The following is a 23,510-nucleotide window of genomic DNA, read 5'->3' as shown; positions in this document are numbered from 1 at the left end:
TGCTGAAGGGACGAAAGATTTCGCGGTACCACCCTTCTTTGCAAGAATACTCTTGCCTCAGTGATCCATAAATGGATCTAGCTAATAACGGAGCTACCGTCTAAGCCTAGACAAATGCTTTAGCTTAGCACTCAAGGGCGATGTTCGTCGACGTGAACCATCGGTTTTCAGCAACCACCGACTCTCTGTGAGGCTTCACAATCAACTACTCCTCCCTATCAACGCTTTCTTATGTTAAAAAAGTTGTTATCCAACTTTGTTTTCTTCGTAAATTTTCTCTCCATCTTCTACAACTAACTTACGAAACTCTTCTAATAAACGGTTCGTATGTGGACCTGTTTGCCCTAAGCCAATCGTTCTACCATCTACTGTCGTAACAGCAATAACTTCAGCAGCTGTTCCTGTTAAAAACACCTCATCAGCTACATATACATCATGTCTTGTAAATAACTCTTCTCTTACGTCATATCCAAGTTTTTCACCAATTTCTAAAATGGCGTTTCGTGTAATACCTTCTAACGCTCCAGCAGAACTTGGTGGTGTAATTAATTTATTTCCTTTAACAATAAACACGTTATCTCCTGATCCTTCAGCTACATATCCTTGATCATTTAACATAAGTGCTTCTTGTACTCCAGCTAATTTCGCTTCAATACGAACTAAAATATTGTTTAAGTAATTTAAAGATTTTACTTGAGGGGATAAAACATCGGGACGATTTCGGCGCGTTGCAACTGTTACAACTGGAATCCCTTTCTCATAATATTCTTGTGGGAATAAAGATAATTGTTCTGCAATTACTACTACATTCGGCTTCTTACATGAATCGGGATCCAATCCAAGATTTCCTGCTCCTCTTGATACAACAAGTCGAATGTATCCATTAGATAATTTATTTTGTTGAATTGTCTCAACAACAATATTTGTTACTTCATCTAATGAATATGGAATTTCTAAAAGGATTGATTTTGCTGATTCATACAACCGGACAAGATGCTCTCTCAAACGGAAAACATTACCGCTATAAACTCTAATTCCTTCAAATACTCCATCGCCATATAAATAGCCATGATCATATACTGAAACTTTTGCTTCATCTTTTGGAACAAATTCTCCATTTAAGAAAATCCATTGCTCATTCACTAGAAGCGCCTCCTATGTTCTATGAATTTTTTATTGTTTCCTAGTTTACTCTCCTTTCTAAATAAATCAAGTGAATTTTTAGAAAATTTATAATTTTTAATCGTACGTACTTCTTTAATTATATTGATTTAACAACATTGTTAACGTTTACAAAAAGTCAAAAAATTTTTTTCGCCAATTTCCACTAAAAAAATATTTGTTTAAAAGAAGGATTTTCATCAATTGATACGAATCTATTGTATTCAATAAACGGACATCCGATTTTATAAATCCGGGAATATATAACGACTTTTGGTGAAAAAGGGGGAAAATAACAAAAATAGCGCTGTCTAAAAATAACATTCATATTTTTCATTTCGTAATCATAATCCTATTTTTAAAAAACAATTTGTCAAAATAAAGGAGGAAATAAATATGGCGTGTGTACAAATTAAAGGAACGAGACAAGAGGTAGTAGAAATGCTGCAATTATTTGATCTAATGGATACGAAAGGTTTTTGTAAATTCGATAATTACGTAGAGGTAGAACCAAATACGAAAGAACATAATCATTTTATTGCTTCAATTGACATCCATTCAAATACTTCTTCAGCACAAGATACATTAAACGACCAATTCGTTAGTCAAATGCTTACTGGCGTATATAACGACTAAACAAAGATTTACTTCCTACCGTCTTTTCATAAATATATGCAGTGAACTTGAGCATACTAGCAATTAGATGGTAGGAGGTGAGAATTATGGCTAGAATTGGCGTTGAAAACTCATTAACAGACGTTCAACAAGCTCTTCAGCAACAAGGTCATGAAGTTGTTACACTTAACTCAGAACAGGATGCACAAGGGTGCGATTGTTGTGTGGTAACTGGGCAAGATTCCAATATGATGGGCATTGCAGATGCATCAATTAAAGGATCAGTCATTACAGCTCACGGTTTAACAACGGATGAAATTTGTCAACAAGTTGAAAGTCGCACTTAAAAAATGAAAGAGGACTCCTTTTAAAAGGAGTCCTCTTTTTTATATTCACCTAACGGGAAAGTAACATATACTGGATGAAAGCCCTACCTCTCTCTCATCATTACGGTTCCACTGACCGCTCCTTGATTCACTAGTATACATATATAGCTTATAAATACAATTTATAGGGTTTGTTCACAAAAGTTGTTGATAAAATTACCCGATCTTTCGCAAACTTTTCGTATTGCATTCATAAGAAATATTTACTCTACACTAGCTGTAACCGAGACACGAATTAAAATTTTAACACCAATACAATAACTTGTCAACATTTTTCTGCAAATTAAAAACAGACAGTAACGGTTTGTCTGTTTTAGAATGGAGCTTTTTCTTTTATTACATATACAACAAAGCCGCTTACTAACATAAATAAGCCAACTACTAAGTTTTTAATATTAATCATAAAGTCCTCTCCCTTATTCCATACATCATATATATTTACATTTCAATTATTCCGATCATCCTAAAGCGCACTTTTTCTAATATATCATAATTCCTAAAAAATGCAAGTTCACTTTTGACGACCATTTACAAATTTATCTACAGTGCTTGGTACAGTATTTAAAGCCTTTTCAATTAAATGTGTACTACTGTTGAGATGTAATACTTGCACCCCATTAGAACCAACTACTAAAAAAGCCACTGGACTAATGGAAACCCCAGCCCCGCTTCCTCCTCCAAATGGATGCCCTTGCTTGTTCTCTTTATGCTGATTTTGCCCACCGTTATGTTTTTCAGTAATGAAATCCCCTTTAAAATCACTTCCACCAGCTCCAAAACCAAAAGCCACTTGAGATACTGTTAATACTACATTTCCGTCAGCTGTTGAAACCGGACTCCCAACAATCGTATTTACATCTACCATCTCTTTTAAATTTGTCATTGCCGTTTTCATTAAATTTTCAATTGGATGTTCCATTATGTATTGCACCCTTTCCTCATTATTCCTTTTTATACTTTCCAAAATAGAGGAAGTCATACTAACTTTTCCTATTTCAAGAAAACATTTTCCTCCTTTTAAAAGATACTACTCCCTGTACATGCTCCGGTATAGTGAAACTTTAATCAGTGGGGGGGTGTTTATCCCCCACTGATTATTAGCCCTAACCAATCGGGCTTTTACGGGCAGCCCAATCCCCACCTAACTTTTTTTGCTTTCGCTGAATTTTGAGATGGGGTCTTACTACCCGTTAATGCGGGATAAAAAAGAAAAAGAGATACATACTACTATTGAACCTTGTTATGAAAGGAGTCATGACTTTGACTGAGAAATTTGATGATTATAAAAGAAAAGATAGAATAGATAGTGATTATAAGGAAGAGTACGCCGCTGAAGTTGCACCACAACGCATTGATTATAATTACGATGATAAAGACGATAAAGATGCTGTAAAATCTTCCGCTGCTGGATCAACTGCTGGTTTTATTGCTCTTGCGCTATCTATCTTATCACTATTTACATTCCCAACACTATTTGGTCTTGTTTCTGTTTTACTCGGTATTTACGCTTATAACCGCGGAGCTACTGTAACTGGGGGTATCGCTGCAGTTGTTGGTGGGATTGCTGCACTTATTGCAATTTTATTCCGAGTAGCACTAATTGGTTTACTGTTCTCTCTGTTCTAAAAAAGAAAAAGGTATCTCGCTTAACGTGGGATACCTTATCCTGTAAACACATCTTCCGATGGATATTTTATTTTTTGTTTTGCTGGTCGCGCTAAAGAGAACACAAGTGTTAATGGTCCAATCAATCCGCAAAACATAACAAACATAATAATACATTTTCCGAATGCCGATAGCTTTGCAGTAATTCCCATCGTTAATCCGACTGTGCCAAACGCTGATATCGTCTCAAATAATAATTGAATAAAGCTGAAGTTTTCTGTCAGCATTAATATAAATACCGCTGCAAAAATAAGTATTTGACTGGCAACAGCAATGGCTAATGCTCTCGTTACTGTTGACATTTTTATCGTACGCTGAAATAATACGATTTCCTCTTTTTTTCTAAAGAAAGAAAGGACAGATGTAATTAAGATAACAAACGTCGTTAATTTAATTCCTCCACCTGTCGATACACTTCCTGCACCAATAAACATCAAAATCATCGTAAATAATATAGATGATTCTTCCATTCCCCCGTAGTCAACTGTATTAAATCCAGCAGTACGAGGAGTTATACCTTGGAAGAAAGAAGCCCATAACTTTTCATTTAAAGGTAAATTCCCTAACGTCTTCACATTATTATATTCCAATACAAAAATAACAATCATCGCTATAACATTTAGCACTACTGTTCCAATAATCATGATTTTCGAATGAAGCGATAATTTTCGAAAACTACGGCTATACCACATATCAATTAATACGGTAAAACCGAGTCCCCCTATTACAATTAAAGAGCAAATCCCAATATTAATAATGGGATCCCCTACATATCTTGTTAAATTATCTGGCCATAAAGCAAAGCCTGCATTATTATAAGATGCAATTACATGAAAAATACTATAGTATAAACCTTTTCCAAAACCAAACACTGGAATAAAGCGAAACGATAAAAAGATGACCCCAATAAGTTCAATACAAATCGAAAATATAAAGACACGCTTTACTAATTTTACAAGACCACCTATATTTGTTTGATTAAATGCTTCTCCAATTAACAAACGATGACGTAATCCGATTTTTTTACCTAGTACCCAAACAATTAAAATGGCAATTGTCATAAGACCTAGACCACCTGTTTGAATTAAAAACATAATAACAATTTCGCCAAACATCGTAAATGTACTTGCTGTATCCACTACTCCTAAACCAGTTACGGTCGCTGCTGACGTTGCTGTAAAGAAAGCATCTACCCAACTAATATGTACTTTCGTTGCGAATGGTAATTTTAATAACAAACCGCCAACCACAATTAAGCAGAAAAAACCTAATGCTAATATTTGTGGTGGGTTTAATCGTATAAGACGATTATAAAGTCCTTGTTTTTTTGTTATGTCCATATCACTAACTCCCTTATTAAAGTGAAGCTTTCCCCTCATAAATAAAAAGCTTTTTAAAAGCCCTTAAATAACTGGGACAAACCTTATATTCTCATAATATAGTTGAGCATAATCCTTTTTTTTATAGATTACAACTTTTATTTATATTCAGATTCCTTTTTCGTTTTATGCTGGAAAACTATATCCTAGCTCAATATTGCTAGCAATAACAATTTCATATGTACTATTTTTCAAATCCCCATATCTTTCACTCTATGTTCACGCAGAGATCACATCCACCTTTTATAGTATATGTATCGAAGCTGTTCCTCCCTAATTTATAAGACATTCCCCAGTGTCTTTGAATAGCTTCCATCCCTAATTAAATTAACATAAATTGTCCCCTTCCTTGACCATCTTATATGTGATGGTCTTATTTTTTGTTTGCTCTATCTTTTATTCCGCTATTTGTAGGCAATAAACGCCCAATTGGTTAAGGCTAATAATTAACAGGGGATGAACAAAAAACACTCATTAAATTTTCATTTTATTTAAAACTCCCTCTCTCTTTCACCCTATGTTCACACAGAGGTCACATCTACCTTTTATAGTATATGTATCGAAGTTGTTCCTCCCTAATTTATAAGACATTCCCCAGTGTCTTTGAACAGCTTCCATCCCTAATTAAATTGACATAAATTGTCCCCTTCCTTGACCATCTTATAAATGATGGTCTTATTTTTTGTCTTTCTATCTTTTATTTAAAACTCCCTCTCTCTTTCACCCTATGTTCACATGAGAGTCACACCTATCTTTTATAGTATATGTATCGAAGTTGTTCCTCCCTAATTTATAAGACATTCCCCAGTGTCTTAAAGCAACTTCCATCCCTAATTAAATTGACATAAATTGTCCCCTTCCCTTGACCATCCTATGTGATGGTCTATTTTATTTTCCAAACACAAAATAAGTCTATCTACAATTAAACAAAAAATTCAGAAAATATTGTAAAGTTAAGTATTTTTTCGGTATAATTACTTTAGAAAGAAATTTCGCAAAAACAAAAGGGGGATTTTATTGAAACAAACAAAAGCAATCTTAATCGCATTATTTCTAGGTCTAGTTGTTGGACTCACTCTAAATTTAGCTGCTCCATCTATCTTTGAGCCACTAAATCAATATGTGTTCAACCCAATTGGTCAATTGTTTATTCGACTTATTAAAATGCTAGTTGTTCCCGTTGTGTTCATTTCTATCGTACTTGGCGCTGCCGGTCTTGGAGATCCGAAACAACTTGGAAGAATCGGTTTAAAATCAATTTCATTCTTCCTCGTAACAACTGCGGTTGCCATCTCTATAGCGGTTACATTTGCACTTATTATAAAACCAGGAGCTGGCGGTAATTTTAAAACAGAAGGTCTTAAGTATGAAGGTGCAAAAACTGAAACATCTTTCGTCGACACATTGCTAAATATCGTACCAGATAACCCAGCAAAAGCGATGGCTGACGGAAACATGTTACAAATCATTGCCTTTGCCGTATTGATTGGACTCGGTATAGCTATTTTAGGAGAACGAGTTCAAGGTATCCATTCATTACTTGAACAGGGCAACGAATTAATGATGTATCTTGTTAATATCGTTATGAAATTAGCCCCAATTGGAACATTCGGTTTGCTCGCTTCATCCGTTGGTAAAATGGGTCTTACAGGCGTCGCTGCGATGTTCAAGTATATGATTGTCGTTATGTTAGTACTCATTATTCACGGGGTCTTTGTATATGGCGGCTTATTAAAGGTATTAGCAAAAGAAAGTATTGTTCGTTTCTTTAAACATTTCGGACCAGTAATGGCAATTGGATTTAGTACATCTAGCTCTAATGCATCGCTTCCATTTGCAATGAAAACAGCACAAGATAAACTTGGCGTTCCAAAAGCGATAAGCTCATTTGTACAACCACTAGGGGCAACTATTAATATGGATGGTACTGCCATTATGCAAGGGGTAGCCACTGTATTTATCGCTCAAGTATACGGTGTTGAACTTACATTACCCCAATTAGCTATGGTTGTATTAACTGCTGTACTAGCTAGTATCGGTACTGCTGGTGTACCTGGTGTTGGACTTGTAATGCTTACAATGGTTTTAAATCAAGTAAATCTGCCAGTAGAAGGCATCGCTTTAATTATCGGTATTGACCGTATTCTAGATATGTCTAGAACAGCTGTAAACATTTCTGGCGATGCAATTTGCGCAATGATTGTCGCAAAATCAGAAGAAAAATATAATACGGATCAATCGGCAGCATCTTAAATCAAAAAAGGAGTGAATTATTTCACTCCTTTTTTGATTTACTCCCTTTTTTAGAACGATATTCTTTTCCTTTATTATCATTACCAGTTTCAAATTCAGTGCTAAATTCCTGATTAAATTGGCCGGACTTTGGTGACCCTTGATTACCGCTCCCTTTACTACCGTTACGATTCGTCATACTTCTCCCTCCTTCCTTGTATTAGTAGTATGGCGCTCTATCTTTTTTCATACACATTTTATTTATTAACATCTATTACACACGAAAGAAGATCTCCCATATATAAGGAAGATCTTCTATTTCATCACGTAAACGTTTTCTTGTTTATAATCACTTAAATAAGTTTTTGGGAAATTGAAATCATTACATTCATTTCATCTTCTGAAAGTGCAGAGAATCTTTCTTGTAAATATTGTTTTTTCGCATCTTCCATTTTCGAAACTAAATCTTTCCCTTGTTCTGTAATCTCTAAATACACAACTCGGCGATCTGATGTAGAACGTGAACGAGTTACAAAACCTTTATTAATTAATTTTTCTGTAACAGCTGTAATATGACTATTCGACACATTTAATTCATTTGCTACACGCGATACCATTTCTTTATTCGTACGATTTAATATTCTCAGAACGATGAATTCATTCCACGGTATGTAACCACCGAATATTTTTCCAATATCATTACGCAACGTGCGAAACATAGCAAACACATTTGTCGATAGTTCTTCCATTAATTGCTCTCGATTTTGAGACAACTTTGACAGCTCCTTTTATTTCATTTAGTTAAATAAAAACCTTATTAATAATTTTACATGAAATCTTACTTTTTGTCATCTTATTTTCCCATAATTCGTAGTTTTTTTAATATGTATTTCATGATAAAACGAAGTCACCTCTCAGAAAAAGGGGGTATTTTAATGCATGAGAAGGAGAGGTTCTCAAATCTCAGCCTAAAAGATAAAACAATTATCATTAGTATTATTGCTCTTTTTCTCATTATAGTTTTTGCATTTATATTTTTTGTATATGTAGGAATCTTTCAAATTACAGGTATAGCGTATAGTTCACGTACTACTTTACTTCTCTTTTTTTATTAATCACTTTCTTAGATAGTATTACATTATTTATTTTCAGTTTCTTCAAAGCGCTGCTATATCCATTGACTCAAAACATGCCAAATTTGATTTCTATCACTCTTTTCTCATTCATTGAAATTACACTAGATTGGTTCGTCATTCATACTGCTGATGATTGGATAGAAAGCGTACAAATGTCTAACTTAACTGAATTATGTGTCGTACTATTCTTTTTTCTATTAAATAAATTATTAAGTGACAAGAAAGAATAAGAATACAAGCTTTTCTATATAAAAATTGGTACAATGAAAGCAAATCTTACTAAAGAGGTGTTAATTATGAACTTACAACAATGGGCTGATAAAGGTATGTCCTTTGATACATATGTGAATGAAATGAAAGTAAACCAATACGAACTACTACACATTTACAATAACTTTTTAATTCCAAATGAATTACTTCCTGTATTAGAAGAACGTCAAAATGATGGCTGGCGTGTTATCGTATTAACTGCTGATTGGTGTGGCGATGCTCTTTTATGCGTACCTGTTATGAAACGCATTTCTGAAGTTGCAAATATTGATATGAGTTTATTAATTCGCGATGAAAACTTAGAATTAATGGATCAATATTTAACAAATGGAACAGCACGTGCGATTCCAATCTTTATTTTCATTGATAAAGACGGAAATGAACAAGCTGTTTGGGGACCACGCGCTCCAAAAGTACAAGAATTAGTAACTTCAATGCGCGCTACATTACCTGAAAAAGAAGATCCAACATTCGAAGAAAAACAAAAAGAAATGTATGCTAATTTCCGTGCTACATTAGCTGATGATACTTCTCTTTGGGAACATGTAATGGAAAACATGATGGAAAAAGTAGTAAAATAAAAACCTGCCGAGCTCGGCAGGTTTTTTATTTTACAAAATTATAATCCTTTTTTCTGAGAATATGCGGCATCTACGCACTCTGCTAGACGCTCTATCTCCCCCATATAGACTCCACGAGTCATCCACCCAGTCAACTTATACATAATCTTATATAAAAAATTATTCGGTTCAAATTCTATAATTAAAGTAAGTGATGTGCCTTCTTCATCCTCTTCTAACATATAAGTTGCGACTGTATAGCCTTGCTTCATTTCACATCCAATTGATACGATATAAGGTGCTTCACACTCTAAAATTTCTGCCTCAAACTCATATATTTTCTTACCCATCTTTTGCACAGATATATATTTATCCCCTTCACGAGGATTGTTTATATCTACATTTGGAGGATACCTGTTTTCTACCATAAAGGTACTCCATTCCAATATCTTCTCATCATTATTTACATAATCAAAAACGACATCAATTGGTGCTGGAATTACTATTTCTATTGCAAAACTCACTAAACTGCTCCTCTCAAATACCCTATAAATTTTATTTATCCCGCTATTTGCCGGCCAGTAAGACCCCCACCTCAAAATTCAGCGTAAGCAAAGAAGTTAGGTGGGGGGCGGGCTGCCCGTAAAAGCCCGATTGGTTTAACTAATAAAATCATTATGTCATATTTTACATAGTGAAATACAAGTAAATGAGAGCGAAAATTTTATTTTCTCCTCCTATAAAAGAAATCCCCTATAGAATAGACTTTTTTCAAGTGTCTATTCTATAGGGGATTACCGATAATTTATTCTTACATAATGAAGAAATAGAATACCGCAGCTAAAATGAAACGATAATAAGCGAACGGTGTTAGTTTTACACGAGATAATAATTTCAAGAATGAAACAATTGCAAGCATCGCAACAACGAATGCAGTTACAAATCCTGTTACAAATAGCGTTATATCTGCTGAGCTTAATACATCCCAGCTTTTAATTAAATCTAAGCCACTTGCAGCTACCATCATCGGTACCGCTAAAATGAACGTATATTCAGCTGCCGCTGTATGCGACACGCGAGCTAATAAACCACCACTTATTGTAGAACCAGAACGAGAAAATCCTGGCCAAAGAGCTAAACATTGGAACATTCCAATTGTAAATGCCTGTTTATATGTGATTTCATCTAACGTTCTTGCTGTACTTGGTTTCGAAAACTTCTCAGCAACAATCATTAAAATACCACCGGCTACTAAGCTAATAACAACTGGTCCTGGACCAAATAAAACCTCTTTAATAGTGCTATGGAATAATACGCCAAGTACCCCTGCAGGAATCATCCCGATAATAATATGTAATAAATTTAACGATGGTCCGTCTGTTACTTTACCTATTCCAACTAACGACCATAGACGCTTCCAAAATATAACAACAACTGCTAAAATCGATCCCAATTGGATAACAACTTCAAAAACTTTCGCTCTCTCATCGTTAAATCCAATTAAATGTCCTGTTAAAATCATATGTCCTGTTGATGATACTGGTAGAAACTCTGTTAACCCTTCAACAGCACCCATGATTAAACCAATTAACCAATCAGCCACAAGTAGTGCCTCCTTAATAACAAATAATATGTAATTTTTTCACACCTTATCATAATACCTTATCCCTTTTCAAAGTGCATCCTTTTTTTATTGGCTTCATATGTTGTAGGCGCGTATTTCTTTTCTAATCTTTGATTAAATTGTATGATAGTAAGAGTTTGTTTTTTTATACGGAAAGGGGATTTTATGAAAGAAACTACTTCATTCTCACAAAAGTTAAAGCAATTTGTATTACTATTTTTTCCGATTTTCGTAACGCAAATGTCATTATTTGCGATGAGTTTTTTTGATACAACAATGTCAGGACATGCAAGTCCAACTGATTTAGCAGGTGTTGCAATTGGAACAAGTATATGGATTCCAGTTAGTACGGGGTTAACAGGAATTTTAATGGCTACTACTCCCATTGTTGCACAGCTCGTTGGATCCAAGAAAAAAGAGGACGTTCCCCACGTTGTCATACAAGCAGTTTATTTAGCAATTTGTGCTAGCTTCGTTGTTATCCTCATCGGTTTCTTCGTCGTTTCACCTATTTTAAATGGCATGCGCTTAGAAGAACCTGTGGAACGTATTGCAGCGCAATTTTTAAGTATTATCGCAATAGGAATTATACCTTTATTCACTTACACTGTTTTACGTGGATTTATTGATGCATTAGGAAAAACTCGAACAACGATGATTATTACATTACTATCATTACCAATTAACGTAATATTGAATTACCTATTAATTTTTGGTAACTTCGGTTTCCCAAAGCTTGGTGGTGTCGGAGCAGCAATTGCTTCCACTGCAACATATTGGTGCATTTTAATTATTACAGTCATTATTATTCAGACGAAAGAGCCTTTTGCCTCTTTCAACATTTTCAAACAATTATACCGACCTTCTCTTTCGAGTTGGACAGCATTCTTAAAACTTGGCGTCCCTATCGGATTTGCTATCTTTTTTGAAACAAGTATTTTCGCTGCGGTAACGCTCATGATGAGTAATTTTAGTACGACAACTATTGCAGCTCACCAAGCAGCTATGAACTTTGCTTCCTTGTTATATATGACTCCGCTAAGTTTAGCAATGGCAATGACTATTGCGGTTGGATTCGAAGTTGGAGCAAAACGTTACAATAATGCAAAACAATACGGACTGATTGGAATTGGATTAGCCCTTGCCTTTGCTTTATTATATTCGATTCTTCTCTACTTTTTTGATGATCAAATTGCTTCTATTTATACGACAGATGCAAAAGTTCATCATTTAGCAAAAGAATTTCTTATCTTTGCAATTTTATTTCAAATTTCAGATGCAATTGCAACCCCTGTACAAGGAGCTTTGCGTGGTTATAAAGATGTAAATGTTGCTCTAATTATGACTTTAATTGCTTATTGGATAATTGGTCTACCACTAGGTTACATATTAGCAACGTATACAGAATGGGCCGCGAAAGGCTATTGGATCGGTCTTATTATCGGTCTAGCATTTGGCGCTGCCTTCCTACTTATCCGTCTTTTTCAAGTACAACGAAAATATATAACACAAAACAGCCGCTAATAATAAAGCGGCTGTTTTCTTTATGCATATTTTTTCTTGTAACGTATACGATAATGAGAAAGAAAGGTGGATACATATGGACGAAAAAGAAAAAAAGCAATCATTCGATGAAGAATTTGCCCCTGAAATTTCACCTGGGTATCGGCAAGATGTACATAAGCCACCTAAATATAAAAACACTTCGTTTTTAATGGGCATTACCATTTTCGCTGCTGTATTACTCATACTTATCATTTTCGTTTATTTTTGATGAAAGGTGGCTTATTATATGAAGAAACAAGATTCCAATCGTTCAAAAAGAATTGTTAAAGCACAAAAAGAATATGCAGGAGATTCTGTTCATACCCTTAAACAAGTCGAGCAAGGAAATTTATATATTGCTCAAAAAGAACTTGGTCAACAAAATGAAAATCTTTAAAGGCCCTTGATTCCTTGAGGGCCTTTTTATTCCGCATTAAGTAGTACATCTCCAAATGTTCTATTCAGCAATGAATTTCCTTTATTGTATGCGCTGCTTTTGTTCTAGCACCATAAATATATTATTAACCTTTACAATTTTCACTTCATAATTCAATTTCATTTCGCTTCTCTTACCATTTTCAGTACCCACAACATACGCTACAGCTTGATAGAGAAAACTCTCATCTGTCTCTTCACGTATCTCCTCGTTTGTAAATTTATACTCTAAATCTTGAAAACGATTTGGATCATAATTTCCCATTAATTGTTCATACCCTCTATTTAAAAATATTTCTTCACCTTTTCGTTTTACATCTTCTTTATTAGTAAACTCAAATACTGATAGTTGCTCGGTCACAAAATACTCTCCTACCTTTTTCATTTCATTATGAGTTAAATTTTCTATACTTTTGTTCTTTAACTCCTTATTTAATTCGTACTGATCAATCGGTTTAAAGGTAGCAAAAACCTCCTCTTTATATGACCAAAACAATACAAAAGCGATACATAGAGAAATGATTAACAGTCTTTTTTTCGTAATACTCCCGCCCTTCTTCATAATGATAGCTATATTTTAACATATAGAAAGAAAATTCTGATATCATAAAGTAGAATAACTTAACTCAGAAACGAGGAACAATTATGGACTCTTACAAACATTATATAAAAGAAGCTTTGCCTAATCTTTCTATACATTCATATAAACAAAATGAAGAAGGATGGGATAATGTAGCAGTTATAGTAAATGATGAGCTACTGTTTCGTTTCCCGCGAAAACAGGAATATGCAATGCGAATTCCACTAGAAAAAGAACTATGCACAATTCTCACTCAATCACTACAAGAAATCGAAGTTCCACAATATCAGCTAATTTATAAAAATGAATCTGATGAGGTTCCTCTTTGTAGTTACTATACTCTCATTCATGGTGAACCATTAAAAACAGAAACCGTTGCCAAACTGGAGGATACGGAGCTTCAAGCAATTATTACACAATTAGCTACTTTCCTTGCGGTACTACATAGTATTCCTTCACACCAAGTTACAACGCTATGTTTCTCTATTGAAAAAACATGTACCTACTGGAAAGAGCTACAAACAAAATTAAACCAATATCTCACTACTAACCTTACTTCATTACAGAAACTAGCCTTAAATCGCTTATTTGAAAATTTCTTTGCATGTTTAGATACGTCCACTTTTCAAAACACAATCATTCACGCTGATTTTACACATCATCACATTTTATTTAACAAGCAGAACAAAAGCATTTCAGGTGTTATCGATTTTGGTGATGCGCAAATTGGCGATCCTGCTTTTGATTTCGCAGGACTATATTATGATTTCGGACATGAGTTTACTACATCTGTATATGAACAGTACAGTACACTTATTTCTCATCATGACCCATTACTCATTCATCGCATTACTATCTTTTATCAATACAGTCCTTTACTACATAATATTATTTATAACTTTGAGTCAGAGAATGAACTCGAATTCATTACAGGTACAGAACAGCTAAAAACGATATTACAGGGATGAGATTACATTCTCTCCCTATATACTCTCTCCTCATACATCATTAACTTTTTATCCATTTCAACAATAACTTTATACAATTGAAATGCCTGTAAAATTTGCAGTTGAATTTCAAAAGGAGCATTTTGTTCTTTTAACCATTGAAATACTTTTGTTTCATCTTTCATTGATTATTCCTCCCTTTATCCCGCTATTTGTGGGTAGCCTGATTAGTGAGGACTGATAATCAGTGGGTGATGGCCCCCCCCACTGATTAAAGTTTCACTTTATTAAAGTCTGCTACAAATATACCGTAAATGATGAAAAGCTTTTCATGTCAATAACAAAAAAGGATGCAAAGTTGCATCCTTTAATGAACTATATTTTTCTTCTGTTTCGCTTCTTTCTTTACTTCTTCGCCTTGACATTCACTACGAAACGCACAACTTATACACTCAGAACGAAAATGACGCTCTGTATAATGCTCCGGTTGTTGCAACATTTCTTTCATTCTAGATAAATCAGCCATTCCAGATATAATATCTTCCTGTTTCGGAATGTACTCATACTTAGTTCCTTCTATTAAATTAATAACTTCAATTTTTCCTGGAAGAACGCCGAAAGCTTTATAACTGAATACTGTCATTAGCTTCTGACAAAGAGCAAGCATTTCCTCATCTGCATCGACAACATACTTTTTAATTACAAACGACTCAGCACTCCACTCACCAACTTCAAATGTCAATGACATGTGGACACCTAACTCTTCCATATATGTTTGAAACTTCTCGTATAAAAACAATGGTGGTGTCTGACTATCATCCTTTTCAACAAACTGTAATAAGTGATCCGTTAGCTTCGCTAATACAATATAGTACTCCGTCTTCGAAGCAAACATAGTAATCCTTACTTTTTTCCAATACTTTTCTATTAATATTAAAAGTACAATTTTCGTTTGTTGACCCGCAGGTAGCGTGTAATACTCGTTAATAATTTGATTGACAATCATTTGTGCTATTTGTTGCCATTCAAATGAAGAAGGTTCTCTTCTTTTTATATGACGAAAATAAAATTTATGCGGACAACGCATAAAATCATACAAATGATAATCTGTCATCGTTTTGATTGAGATTTTCTCATGCACTTGCTCTTCATCTCCCTTCTGCCATTAAGAAAGGTGTTTTACAAATTCAGCTCCAAACTGTAAACATTTTTCTACATCTTCATCTTCTGGCGTTAATTCTACTTTTAGTCCTTCTAACACAACTGCTGCCCCGCGCTCTTGTAGCTTTTCTATTAAAATGTCAACTGCCACTCCGTATTTCGGATAAGCCGAATCACACGATCCGAATACTGCTGCTTTTTTCCCAGTTAAATCAATAGAATCCATTGCATCATAAAAATCTAAGAAATCATCAGGAAGATCACCATCTCCCCAAGTGTATGCACCTAAAATAATTCCATCATACTGTTCTAATATAGAAGCTTCTGGTGAATCCATAATATCAATAACTTCAATTTCATTTTCTGTTTCACGAATTACGCCGGCAATATGGTCAGCCATTTCCTCTGTATTTCCACTCATACTTGCAAAAATCATTACTAACTTACTCAACTGAACCTCTCCCTTTACTTTGTATCTCTTTTTCTGTTTGAATGCTCTTCTTCTCATCTACATATTCAGACCGAATTACATTTCTTTGCCATTCCATATGCTGATCAACATCTTTATTTTTATCTTTTAATCCCCTCCGCAGAAGGTGAAAATTTTTTCTCATTAACATGTCGCATCCATCCCATTGATAATAATTATCAATTTCAACTACATTTAGATTAATTGACATTGATTATCAATGTCAACAACTATTTTTAAAAAAATGATTAAAATGTACAAGCTTGTCCGTTAGCTATTCATATACTATGAATGAGCATAGTTCTTTCTCAGCCCTCTCTGACGGAAAGAAATAAAAGCAACTGCAATAGAGTGCAGTTGCCTTTTTTTGTTTTTCTATGATTTTAGTAATCTTATAGTCGTCTCTAAAAATAGCTCCACTCCACAAATTAATGCTGATTCATCCACGTCAAATTTCGGATGATGATGTGGATAACAAGTATATATATTTTCATTACCTGTTCCTAATTTAATGAAACAACCGGGTGCTTTTCTTAAATATGCTGAAAAATCTTCCCCACCCATAGAAGGTTCAAGCTTCACAACACGCTCATTCCCAAACAAATGTAGTGCACTTTCTTCTACTATTTTCGTAATATATTCATCATTAATAACCGGATCATATCCATATCGATACGTATATGTATACGATCCTCCATGTGCTTCTGTAATTCCTTTCACAATTTTCTCGATTTTCCCTTCTGCTTCCCCCCTCAATGCTTGATTAAATGAACGAACGGTTCCCATTAAAGTTGCTGTACTAGGAATAATATTGTCAGCCGTTCCCCCATGAAATTGTGTAACTGAAATAACCCTTTGCATAAAAGCACTCGTATTTCTTGATACGATATGTTGTAAATTTGTAATAATCTGTGCTCCGATAGCAATAGGGTCTATCGTTTCTTCTGGCCGCGCCGCATGTCCTCCTTTGCCTTGAATTTCAACTGTAAATACGTCTGGTGCCGCCATCATCGGCCCATACGCAATTCCTATCTTTCCGCTTTCTAATCCAGACATAACATGTAAACCTATTACATAATCAACACCGTCCATTACACCTGCCTCAACCATTTCTTGTCCCCCACCGGGATACACCTCTTCTGCGTGCTGAAAGAATAGACGAATCTCACCTGCAAAATCTTCCTTTATATTTGATAGCACCTCTGCTGTGCTTAATAAAATAGCTGCGTGAGCATCGTGCCCACATGCATGCATCATTCCTTTATTCACAGATGTATAAGATTTACTTGTCTCCTCTTGAATTGGCAAAGCATCTATATCAGCTCGAATCGCAATTACTTTCCCTTGCTTCACACCTCTTTTAATTGCTAGTACACTATACTTCGTCGGTCTCGTTACTTCAAAAGAAGAAAATGAGCATAATGTATCATATATAAATTGTGAAGTTTCTTTTTCATGAAATGATAATTCCGGATACTTATGGAAGTGCCTTCTCCATTTCACGATATTTTCTTCCGAAATTAGATTCTTCCACACTCTATTCATGATAATTTCCTCCTTTTCAAAATAACTAGAAATTTAAAAGTTTACTCCATCTTGAATGATTAATAAAAACAAATACTGTATTTTTACGTATTCTTATAGTCCACTTTTATGTATTCACACAATCTCCTTTCTATTTACATGTCAAACCCATTACAAATTCATGCTGAATGTAATATAATTGCTAAGTTAGGGATTTTCTTTTTTAGTATTTAGTGCTAATATCAAAAAAGAGCCTTTTGACTTATTTTTACCTAAAATGTGGGATTTTGTTTTTTTCACAATAATGTAGGACATGATACCTACAAAGAGCTATTATTTCATTAAGAGAGGGAAAGACATGGAAAGATTAAAAGAGATATGGTCTCGACCACTCACACAATGGGTTGCAAAGACGGTTTATTATCTTGCAATTTTATTTGCATTACTTTGGTTGTATGGATTCCATGATACAAACACAAGTACATTTATTTACAATGAATTCTAGGGTGGGAACGTTATGAAGTTATTAGAACAAATTGAAAAGTGGGCTGCAGAAACGCCTGATCAAACCGCTTTTGTTTGGCGAGATGCGAAAATTACGTACAAACAATTAAAGGAAGATTCTGATGCGTTAGCACATTGGATTTCTTCTGAGTATCCAGACGATCGTTCACCAATTATGGTGTATGGCCATATGCAACCTGAAATGATTATTAACTTTTTAGGATGTGTAAAAGCTGGACATGCTTACATCCCTGTAGATTTATCTATCCCAGCTGATCGTGTACAACGTATTGCTGAAAATTCTGGTGCGAAATTACTTTTATCGGCAACAGCAGTAACTGTAACTGATTTACCAGTTCGCATCGTAAGTGAAGACAACTTAAAAGATATTTTCTTTACTCATAAAGGGAACACTCCAAATCCTGAACATGCGGTAAAAGGTGATGAGAACTTCTACATTATTTACACATCAGGAAGCACAGGTAATCCGAAAGGGGTTCAGATTACTTATAACTGCCTTGTTAGCTTTACAAAATGGGCTGTAGAAGATTTCAACTTACAAACAGGGCAAGTATTCTTAAATCAAGCACCTTTCTCATTCGATTTATCTGTAATGGATATTTACCCATCATTAGTAACAGGTGGTACACTTTGGGCAATCGATAAAGATATGATTGCGCGTCCAAAAGACTTGTTTGCTTCTTTAGAGCAATCGGATATTCAAGTATGGACTTCCACACCTTCTTTCGCTGAAATGTGTTTAATGGAAGCATCTTTCTCTGAGAGTATGCTACCGAACATGAAAACATTCTTATTCTGCGGTGAAGTGTTACCAAATGAAGTGGCTAGAAAATTAATTGAGCGTTTCCCAAAAGCAACAATTATGAATACTTACGGTCCAACAGAAGCTACTGTCGCTGTAACAGGTATTCACGTTACAGAAGAAGTGCTTGATCAATACAAATCACTTCCAGTTGGCTACTGTAAATCAGACTGCCGCCTTCTTATTATGAAAGAAGATGGAACGATTGCACCTGATGGTGAAAAAGGTGAAATCGTAATTGTCGGTCCAAGCGTAAGCGTTGGATATTTAGGAAGCCCTGAATTAACAGAAAAAGCATTTACTATGATTGACGGTGAGCGCGCCTATAAAACAGGCGATGCTGGCTATGTTGAAAATGGTCTTCTATTCTATAATGGTCGTCTTGATTTCCAAATTAAGCTGCATGGTTATCGAATGGAATTAGAAGAAATTGAGCATCACCTTCGTGCGTGTTCTTACGTAGAAGGTGCAGTTATCGTTCCAATTAAAAAAGGTGAAAAATACGATTATTTATTAGCGGTTGTTGTTCCTGGAGAACATTCATTTGAAAAAGAATTCAAATTAACATCTGCAATCAAAAAAGAACTCAATGAGCGATTACCAAACTACATGATTCCACGTAAATTCATGTATCAATCTTCTATTCCAATGACACCAAATGGAAAGGTAGATCGCAAAAAATTATTGAGTGAGGTTACAGCATGACCGCATATGGATCATTTTATTTTTTCGCTATAGTGGGCATTTTATTAATACCTACTATCATAGCTGGATTAAAAGGTAAAATGTTGCGTAAATATAATGCAGTATTAACATTAGTCATGATTGCTATTATCTTCTCAGATAAACCGAAGCAAGCGATTATGTTAGCCGCATTTATTATTTGGCAATATGCCCTAATTAAAGGCTATTTACTTTTAAGAAAACAAAATAATAGTACATTCACATTTTGCATAGCTGTTATTTTATCGATTTTGCCTCTTATTTTGGCAAAAATCGCACCGTTTGCATCGTTTTTACCTGAGTTAAAACTTGTTGTTTTTCTAGGTATATCTTACGTAACATTCAGAGCAGTTCAGATGGTATTTGAAGTTCGTGATGGTTTAATTAAAGAGCTTTCTTTCTTTAACTTCTGGGAATTCGTTTTATTCTTCCCTGCGATTTCAACAGGACCTATCGATCGTTACCGAAGATTCCAAAAAGATATTCAAAAGCCACCTAGCGCTGAAGAATATCAAAATTTACTATATACAGGACTAAATCGTATTTTCCAAGGTTTCTTGTATAAATTTATTATTGCTTACTTAATAAAGCAATATTGTATGGACCCAGCATTCGCTCAACACGATACAATATTTTCAAATATGATTTACATGTATAGCTATAGCTTATATCTATTCTTTGATTTTGCTGGTTATAGCTCTTTTGTAATTGGTGTAAGTTATATGATGGGAATTAAAACGCCAGAAAACTTCAATAAGCCATTCCTTAGTCGTAATATTAAAGACTTCTGGAACCGCTGGCACATGAGTTTATCATTCTGGTTCCGTGATTTTATTTACATGCGTTTCGTCTTTTTTGCAACGAAGAAAAAGTTAATTAAGAACCGTTACACAATTTCGTATATCGGTGCATTTTTAAACTTCTTCATTATGGGAATTTGGCATATCCAAGGAAGCGCTGTTGCGCAGTATATTATTTATGGTCTATACCATGCCGCACTGTTTATTTTATTCGATATTTTCGAACGAAAAAACAAAAAGCATAAGTTTTGGCCAAACAATAAATTTACACGCATCCTTGCGATTGTAATTACGTTCCACGTTGTATGTTTCGGTTTCCTAATCTTCTCTGGACACCTTAACAGATACTTTTAATGCACCCTTCTTATTCCATTAAGAAGTTGCACATATAATAATTTCGGATATAAAGGAGATTTTAAAAATGGCAGAATTCAAAGAGCAAGTCTTAGATATTTTAGAAGAAGTATGTGAAAACGATATTGTGAAAGAAAACTTAGATGTTCAATTATTTGAAGAAGGTATCCTTGATTCTTTCGCTGTAGTATCTTTATTAGTTGAATTCCAAGAGCGTTTAGATATTGAAGTTTCTATTTCTGATTTTGACCGTGACGAGTGGGCTACACCAAACATGGTTATTAAGAAGTTGGAAGAAATCCGATGAACAAAGCAAAATTTGGTCCGATGCTTTTAGCATTGGCCCTTTTTGCTGTATTCTTACTTATTCCAACGCGCTTCCTACTTCCACTTTTAAGTGATGAAAAAGTAGAACAAGCTGCTACTTCTTTAAAAGAAGAAAAAATTCAAAGTATGATTTTACAGCAAAAGATGTTAGCAGATCCAAAATATCTTCCGATGTACGGTTCATCGGAATTCGCACGTATGGATGCTTTCCATCCATCTAATTATTTTAAAGTAAAGCCTGAAGGATTTACGCCATTCCTTCTTGGACGCGGCGGAACACAAGACCTTGTACATGTGTTAAACTTCGCATCTACAATGGATCAATTGAAAGATAAGAAAATGGTATTCGTTCTTTCTCCGCAATGGTTTGTACCACAAGGTATTGACGAAACGCACTTTGCACCTAACTTTTCAAAACAACAAGGTTACCACTTCATTTTCAACAATGATTTAAAACCTGAAATGAAAAAACAAATTGCAAAGCGTTTATTAAACTTTGAGATTGTAAAAAAAGAAACTTTATTAAAAATTTCGCTTGAAGGTATCGCTTATGATGATACGAAGTATAAAGTAAAAGCACTTGCTGCTAAACCTTTCGCTTATATTTACCGTAACATTTTAGATCGTAAAGATTTATTTACAGCTATGTTTAATATTAAACCGCACAAAGAGAAGCTTGACCCTTCATTAAAACAAATGAACTGGGAAGAGGCTCGTAAACATGCAGATCAAACAGGTGCAGCAGAATCTGGATCTAATGAATATGGTATCGAAGATGGTTACTTCAATAGCAAAATTAAGAAAAAATTAAAACAACGTGAAGGTTACTTAAAAAATGATGCTTATGACCAATCGCCAGAATATGAAGATTTACAAATTGTACTTGATTTATTAAAACAATCTGGTGCAAAACCACTCTTCATTTCTGTTCCTGTCAAAGGTCCTTGGTACGACTACGCTGGCTTCCCAAAAGAACGCCGCGAAGCATACTATAAGAAAGTTCATGAGCAAATTGAAAAAGCTGGGTATCCAATTGCCGACTTCTCAAATCATGAATACGATAAATACTTCTTAAAAGATCATATGCACTTAGGTTGGAAAGGCTGGGTTTACATCGACGAAGCCATCCAACAGTTTTATAAAGCAAACTAATGAAAAGACCGCTTGAATTACTCAAGTGGTCTTTTTGTATATATTTTGTAATTGTTCGATTGCATTCTCTGCTTCTTTCATAACTCGCTCCACTACATGCTGAGCTGATTCGATTCGAGCTAATGATGCTGCCTGTCCTGCCCAAAGCGACATATATCCTTCCTTATTTTGCTTCGCTGCCTCTTTGCGTATTTTAGAAGTTAATACGTTTTGCACTGGATACATAGGAAGCCCTTCTTCTTTTCCTTCATGTCTCTCTATAAATTCATTCCGAATACCGCGTGCATATTTCCCGGAAAACGCACGAGTTACAGTTGTGCTCGTATCTGTACTATGTAAAACCGCTTCTTTATACACATCGTGCGTAATACTCTCTTCACTTGTTAAAAAGGCTGATCCCATTTGAACACCTTCTGCTCCTAGTGCCAATGCCGCAACAAGCCCTTGTCCGTTCATTACACCACCTGCTGCGACAATTGGGGTATGCGGAACAGCCCCTACTAACTGAGGTATTAACGCAAACGTACCAATCATAGCATCTCGTTCTTTCCCAATAAACGTTCCTCTATGCCCTCCTGCTTCGCTACCTTGCCCAATAATAATATCTACTCCTAGCTCAGCAAGTACTTTCGCTTCCTTCACATGGGTAGCTGTTCCGATGACTTTTATTCCACTTCTTTTTAAATCATTTATTTCTTCTTTTTCTAACGTTTGAAATGCAAAGCTAACGACCGGTACTTTTTCATCTAATAGCACTTGTAATTGTTCCTTATAGCTTTTTGGAAGCTTTAACGTTCCTTCTACTTCTATACCTAATTCTCTATTCACTCCGCTTAGTAATACTTTCGCCTCATTTACCTTCTCTTCTTCTATTTGTATCTCTTTCGTTACAAGTAAATTAACACCGAAAGGCTTATCTGTTAGTTCTCTTATTCTATAAATCGCTTCACGAATTTGTTCTGGGCTCATATAGCCCGCTCCAAGCGTCCCTAATCCTCCGCTATTACTTACTGCTGCAACAAGTTCTGGCGTCGTAATCGCGCCTGCCATACCGGCTTGAACAACGGGATACTCAATTTTTAATATGTCTGTTACTCGACTTGTAAACATCATTTTCCCTCCTATTTCCCTTATATCT

Annotated in this window: 29 protein-coding genes, 1 pseudogene and 1 other annotated feature; of the genes and pseudogenes, 15 read left to right on the top strand and 15 right to left on the bottom strand. The window is 34.9% G+C overall.

The features are described 5' to 3' along the window. Positions 1-3 precede the first annotated feature (3 nt). Positions 4-231: a binding site (T-box leader), on the bottom strand. A gap of 15 nt (positions 232-246) precedes the next feature. Beyond that, a complete protein-coding gene (gene ilvE, locus F3I02_RS16590) occupies positions 247-1,143 on the bottom strand; it encodes a branched-chain-amino-acid transaminase (protein WP_001005480.1) in 897 nt (298 codons plus the stop codon). Between the two features lie 414 nt (positions 1,144-1,557). Here ilvE and F3I02_RS16585 point away from each other — a divergent pair, with 414 nt between their 5' ends. Next, entirely contained in the window at positions 1,558-1,797 is a 240-nt protein-coding gene (locus F3I02_RS16585) for a DUF3911 family protein (RefSeq protein ID WP_000752512.1), read from the top strand. Positions 1,798-1,883: 86 nt separating this feature from the next. After that, positions 1,884-2,123, top strand: a complete 240-nt coding sequence (locus F3I02_RS16580; protein ID WP_000101018.1) for a YkuS family protein — start codon at positions 1,884-1,886, stop codon at positions 2,121-2,123. A 352-nt stretch (positions 2,124-2,475) separates the two neighbouring features. On the opposite strand, the gene F3I02_RS16575 is transcribed toward F3I02_RS16580, so the two are convergent. Together F3I02_RS16575 and ytfJ are read right to left on the bottom strand one after the other, a co-directional pair. After that, a complete protein-coding gene (locus F3I02_RS16575; protein WP_000608227.1) occupies positions 2,476-2,565 on the bottom strand; it encodes a hypothetical protein in 90 nt (29 codons plus the stop codon). A 108-nt stretch (positions 2,566-2,673) separates the two neighbouring features. Next, positions 2,674-3,141 carry a GerW family sporulation protein gene (ytfJ, locus tag F3I02_RS16570; RefSeq protein WP_000204241.1) on the bottom strand — a complete coding sequence of 156 codons (468 nt, stop codon included), beginning with the start codon at positions 3,139-3,141 and terminating at the stop codon, positions 2,674-2,676. A gap of 281 nt (positions 3,142-3,422) precedes the next feature. Here ytfJ and F3I02_RS16565 point away from each other — a divergent pair, with 281 nt between their 5' ends. Next, entirely contained in the window at positions 3,423-3,788 is a 366-nt protein-coding gene (locus F3I02_RS16565; RefSeq protein ID WP_000136539.1) for a hypothetical protein, read from the top strand. A 35-nt stretch (positions 3,789-3,823) separates the two neighbouring features. On the opposite strand, the gene F3I02_RS16560 is transcribed toward F3I02_RS16565, so the two are convergent. After that, positions 3,824-5,167 carry a TrkH family potassium uptake protein gene (locus F3I02_RS16560; RefSeq protein WP_196478188.1) on the bottom strand — a complete coding sequence of 448 codons (1,344 nt, stop codon included), beginning with the start codon at positions 5,165-5,167 and terminating at the stop codon, positions 3,824-3,826. Between the two features lie 1,056 nt (positions 5,168-6,223). On the opposite strand from F3I02_RS16560, the gene F3I02_RS16555 reads away from it, so the two are divergent. Further along, complete coding sequence (locus tag F3I02_RS16555; RefSeq protein WP_196478187.1) at positions 6,224-7,459, top strand: dicarboxylate/amino acid:cation symporter; 1,236 nt, start codon at positions 6,224-6,226, stop codon at positions 7,457-7,459. Between the two features lie 22 nt (positions 7,460-7,481). Here F3I02_RS16555 and F3I02_RS16550 read toward each other — a convergent pair whose 3' ends face one another. Together F3I02_RS16550 and F3I02_RS16545 are read right to left on the bottom strand one after the other, a co-directional pair. Then, the gene (locus F3I02_RS16550) at positions 7,482-7,637 is read right to left on the bottom strand and encodes a hypothetical protein (RefSeq protein ID WP_000184928.1); all 156 of its coding nucleotides are present in this window, start codon (positions 7,635-7,637) and stop codon (positions 7,482-7,484) included. Positions 7,638-7,791: 154 nt separating this feature from the next. Then, on the bottom strand, positions 7,792-8,211 hold the full coding sequence (locus F3I02_RS16545; protein WP_000081444.1) for a MarR family winged helix-turn-helix transcriptional regulator: 420 nt from the start codon (positions 8,209-8,211) through the stop codon (positions 7,792-7,794). Between the two features lie 162 nt (positions 8,212-8,373). Between F3I02_RS16545 and F3I02_RS16540 the strand changes: the two are divergent. Then, positions 8,374-8,804 (top strand): annotated as a pseudogene (locus F3I02_RS16540) (YrvL family regulatory protein). A gap of 33 nt (positions 8,805-8,837) precedes the next feature. Next, positions 8,838-9,425 carry a thioredoxin family protein gene (locus F3I02_RS16535; RefSeq protein ID WP_003300531.1) on the top strand — a complete coding sequence of 196 codons (588 nt, stop codon included), beginning with the start codon at positions 8,838-8,840 and terminating at the stop codon, positions 9,423-9,425. A 38-nt stretch (positions 9,426-9,463) separates the two neighbouring features. On the opposite strand, the gene F3I02_RS16530 is transcribed toward F3I02_RS16535, so the two are convergent. Both F3I02_RS16530 and uppP read right to left on the bottom strand, forming a co-directional pair. Continuing rightward, on the bottom strand, positions 9,464-9,928 hold the full coding sequence (locus tag F3I02_RS16530; RefSeq protein ID WP_000006434.1) for an SRPBCC family protein: 465 nt from the start codon (positions 9,926-9,928) through the stop codon (positions 9,464-9,466). 287 nt (positions 9,929-10,215) lie between these two features. Beyond that, positions 10,216-11,007 (bottom strand): bacitracin resistance undecaprenyl-diphosphatase, encoded by a 792-nt coding sequence (gene uppP, locus F3I02_RS16525; RefSeq protein WP_000796266.1) that lies wholly within the window; start codon positions 11,005-11,007, stop codon positions 10,216-10,218. 186 nt (positions 11,008-11,193) lie between these two features. Between uppP and F3I02_RS16520 the strand changes: the two genes are divergently transcribed. From F3I02_RS16520 to F3I02_RS16510, 3 genes are all read left to right on the top strand, one after another. Further along, positions 11,194-12,552, top strand: coding sequence for an MATE family efflux transporter (locus F3I02_RS16520; protein WP_000665552.1), 1,359 nt, complete (start codon positions 11,194-11,196; stop codon positions 12,550-12,552). A gap of 76 nt (positions 12,553-12,628) precedes the next feature. Continuing rightward, positions 12,629-12,802, top strand: a complete 174-nt coding sequence (locus tag F3I02_RS16515) for a hypothetical protein (protein ID WP_000343558.1) — start codon at positions 12,629-12,631, stop codon at positions 12,800-12,802. 18 nt (positions 12,803-12,820) lie between these two features. Further along, on the top strand, positions 12,821-12,970 hold the full coding sequence (locus F3I02_RS16510; RefSeq protein WP_000743732.1) for a hypothetical protein: 150 nt from the start codon (positions 12,821-12,823) through the stop codon (positions 12,968-12,970). A gap of 81 nt (positions 12,971-13,051) precedes the next feature. On the opposite strand, the gene F3I02_RS16505 is transcribed toward F3I02_RS16510, so the two are convergent. Further along, a complete protein-coding gene (locus F3I02_RS16505; RefSeq protein WP_000715256.1) occupies positions 13,052-13,570 on the bottom strand; it encodes a hypothetical protein in 519 nt (172 codons plus the stop codon). 83 nt (positions 13,571-13,653) lie between these two features. On the opposite strand from F3I02_RS16505, the gene F3I02_RS16500 reads away from it, so the two are divergent. Then, positions 13,654-14,556, top strand: a complete 903-nt coding sequence (locus F3I02_RS16500) for an aminoglycoside phosphotransferase family protein (RefSeq protein WP_000378987.1) — start codon at positions 13,654-13,656, stop codon at positions 14,554-14,556. Positions 14,557-14,558: 2 nt separating this feature from the next. Here F3I02_RS16500 and F3I02_RS16495 read toward each other — a convergent pair whose 3' ends face one another. The 5 genes from F3I02_RS16495 to amaA form a co-directional block, all read right to left on the bottom strand. Beyond that, positions 14,559-14,720: a hypothetical protein gene (locus tag F3I02_RS16495; protein WP_000651086.1), complete on the bottom strand. Its 162-nt coding sequence runs from the start codon at positions 14,718-14,720 to the stop codon at positions 14,559-14,561. A gap of 182 nt (positions 14,721-14,902) precedes the next feature. Continuing rightward, entirely contained in the window at positions 14,903-15,676 is a 774-nt protein-coding gene (locus F3I02_RS16490; RefSeq protein WP_196478186.1) for a hypothetical protein, read from the bottom strand. Between the two features lie 24 nt (positions 15,677-15,700). Next, positions 15,701-16,147, bottom strand: coding sequence for a flavodoxin (locus tag F3I02_RS16485; RefSeq protein ID WP_000041153.1), 447 nt, complete (start codon positions 16,145-16,147; stop codon positions 15,701-15,703). After that, positions 16,140-16,316 carry a hypothetical protein gene (locus F3I02_RS16480; RefSeq protein ID WP_000929023.1) on the bottom strand — a complete coding sequence of 59 codons (177 nt, stop codon included), beginning with the start codon at positions 16,314-16,316 and terminating at the stop codon, positions 16,140-16,142. Before F3I02_RS16480 ends, F3I02_RS16485 begins: the two co-directional genes overlap by 8 nt. 224 nt (positions 16,317-16,540) lie before the next feature. Beyond that, a complete protein-coding gene (gene amaA / locus F3I02_RS16475) occupies positions 16,541-17,710 on the bottom strand; it encodes an N-acyl-aliphatic-L-amino acid amidohydrolase (RefSeq protein ID WP_001082782.1) in 1,170 nt (389 codons plus the stop codon). Between the two features lie 337 nt (positions 17,711-18,047). Here amaA and F3I02_RS16470 point away from each other — a divergent pair, with 337 nt between their 5' ends. The 5 genes from F3I02_RS16470 (at position 18,048) to dltD (ending at position 22,372) form a co-directional block, all read left to right on the top strand. Then, positions 18,048-18,194 carry a teichoic acid D-Ala incorporation-associated protein DltX gene (locus tag F3I02_RS16470; protein ID WP_000440293.1) on the top strand — a complete coding sequence of 49 codons (147 nt, stop codon included), beginning with the start codon at positions 18,048-18,050 and terminating at the stop codon, positions 18,192-18,194. Positions 18,195-18,206: 12 nt separating this feature from the next. Beyond that, entirely contained in the window at positions 18,207-19,721 is a 1,515-nt protein-coding gene (dltA, locus tag F3I02_RS16465) for a D-alanine--poly(phosphoribitol) ligase subunit DltA (RefSeq protein WP_000770505.1), read from the top strand. After that, on the top strand, positions 19,718-20,893 hold the full coding sequence (gene dltB, locus F3I02_RS16460) for a D-alanyl-lipoteichoic acid biosynthesis protein DltB (protein ID WP_000127930.1): 1,176 nt from the start codon (positions 19,718-19,720) through the stop codon (positions 20,891-20,893). Before dltA ends, dltB begins: the two co-directional genes overlap by 4 nt. Positions 20,894-20,960: 67 nt before the next feature. Next, positions 20,961-21,200 (top strand): D-alanine--poly(phosphoribitol) ligase subunit DltC, encoded by a 240-nt coding sequence (dltC, locus tag F3I02_RS16455; RefSeq protein ID WP_000807310.1) that lies wholly within the window; start codon positions 20,961-20,963, stop codon positions 21,198-21,200. Then, complete coding sequence (dltD, locus tag F3I02_RS16450; RefSeq protein WP_001030268.1) at positions 21,197-22,372, top strand: D-alanyl-lipoteichoic acid biosynthesis protein DltD; 1,176 nt, start codon at positions 21,197-21,199, stop codon at positions 22,370-22,372. Before dltC ends, dltD begins: the two co-directional genes overlap by 4 nt. Before the next feature lie 21 nt (positions 22,373-22,393). Here dltD and F3I02_RS16445 read toward each other — a convergent pair whose 3' ends face one another. Continuing rightward, positions 22,394-23,482 carry an NAD(P)H-dependent flavin oxidoreductase gene (locus tag F3I02_RS16445; protein ID WP_000495284.1) on the bottom strand — a complete coding sequence of 363 codons (1,089 nt, stop codon included), beginning with the start codon at positions 23,480-23,482 and terminating at the stop codon, positions 22,394-22,396. Between the last annotated feature and the right edge of the window lie 28 nt (positions 23,483-23,510).

It is taken from the genome of Bacillus sp. SRB3LM, from assembly GCF_015712745.1.
Classification (GTDB): domain Bacteria; phylum Bacillota; class Bacilli; order Bacillales; family Bacillaceae_G; genus Bacillus_A; species Bacillus_A thuringiensis_K.
This window is presented reverse-complemented; position numbering and strand designations above follow the sequence as displayed.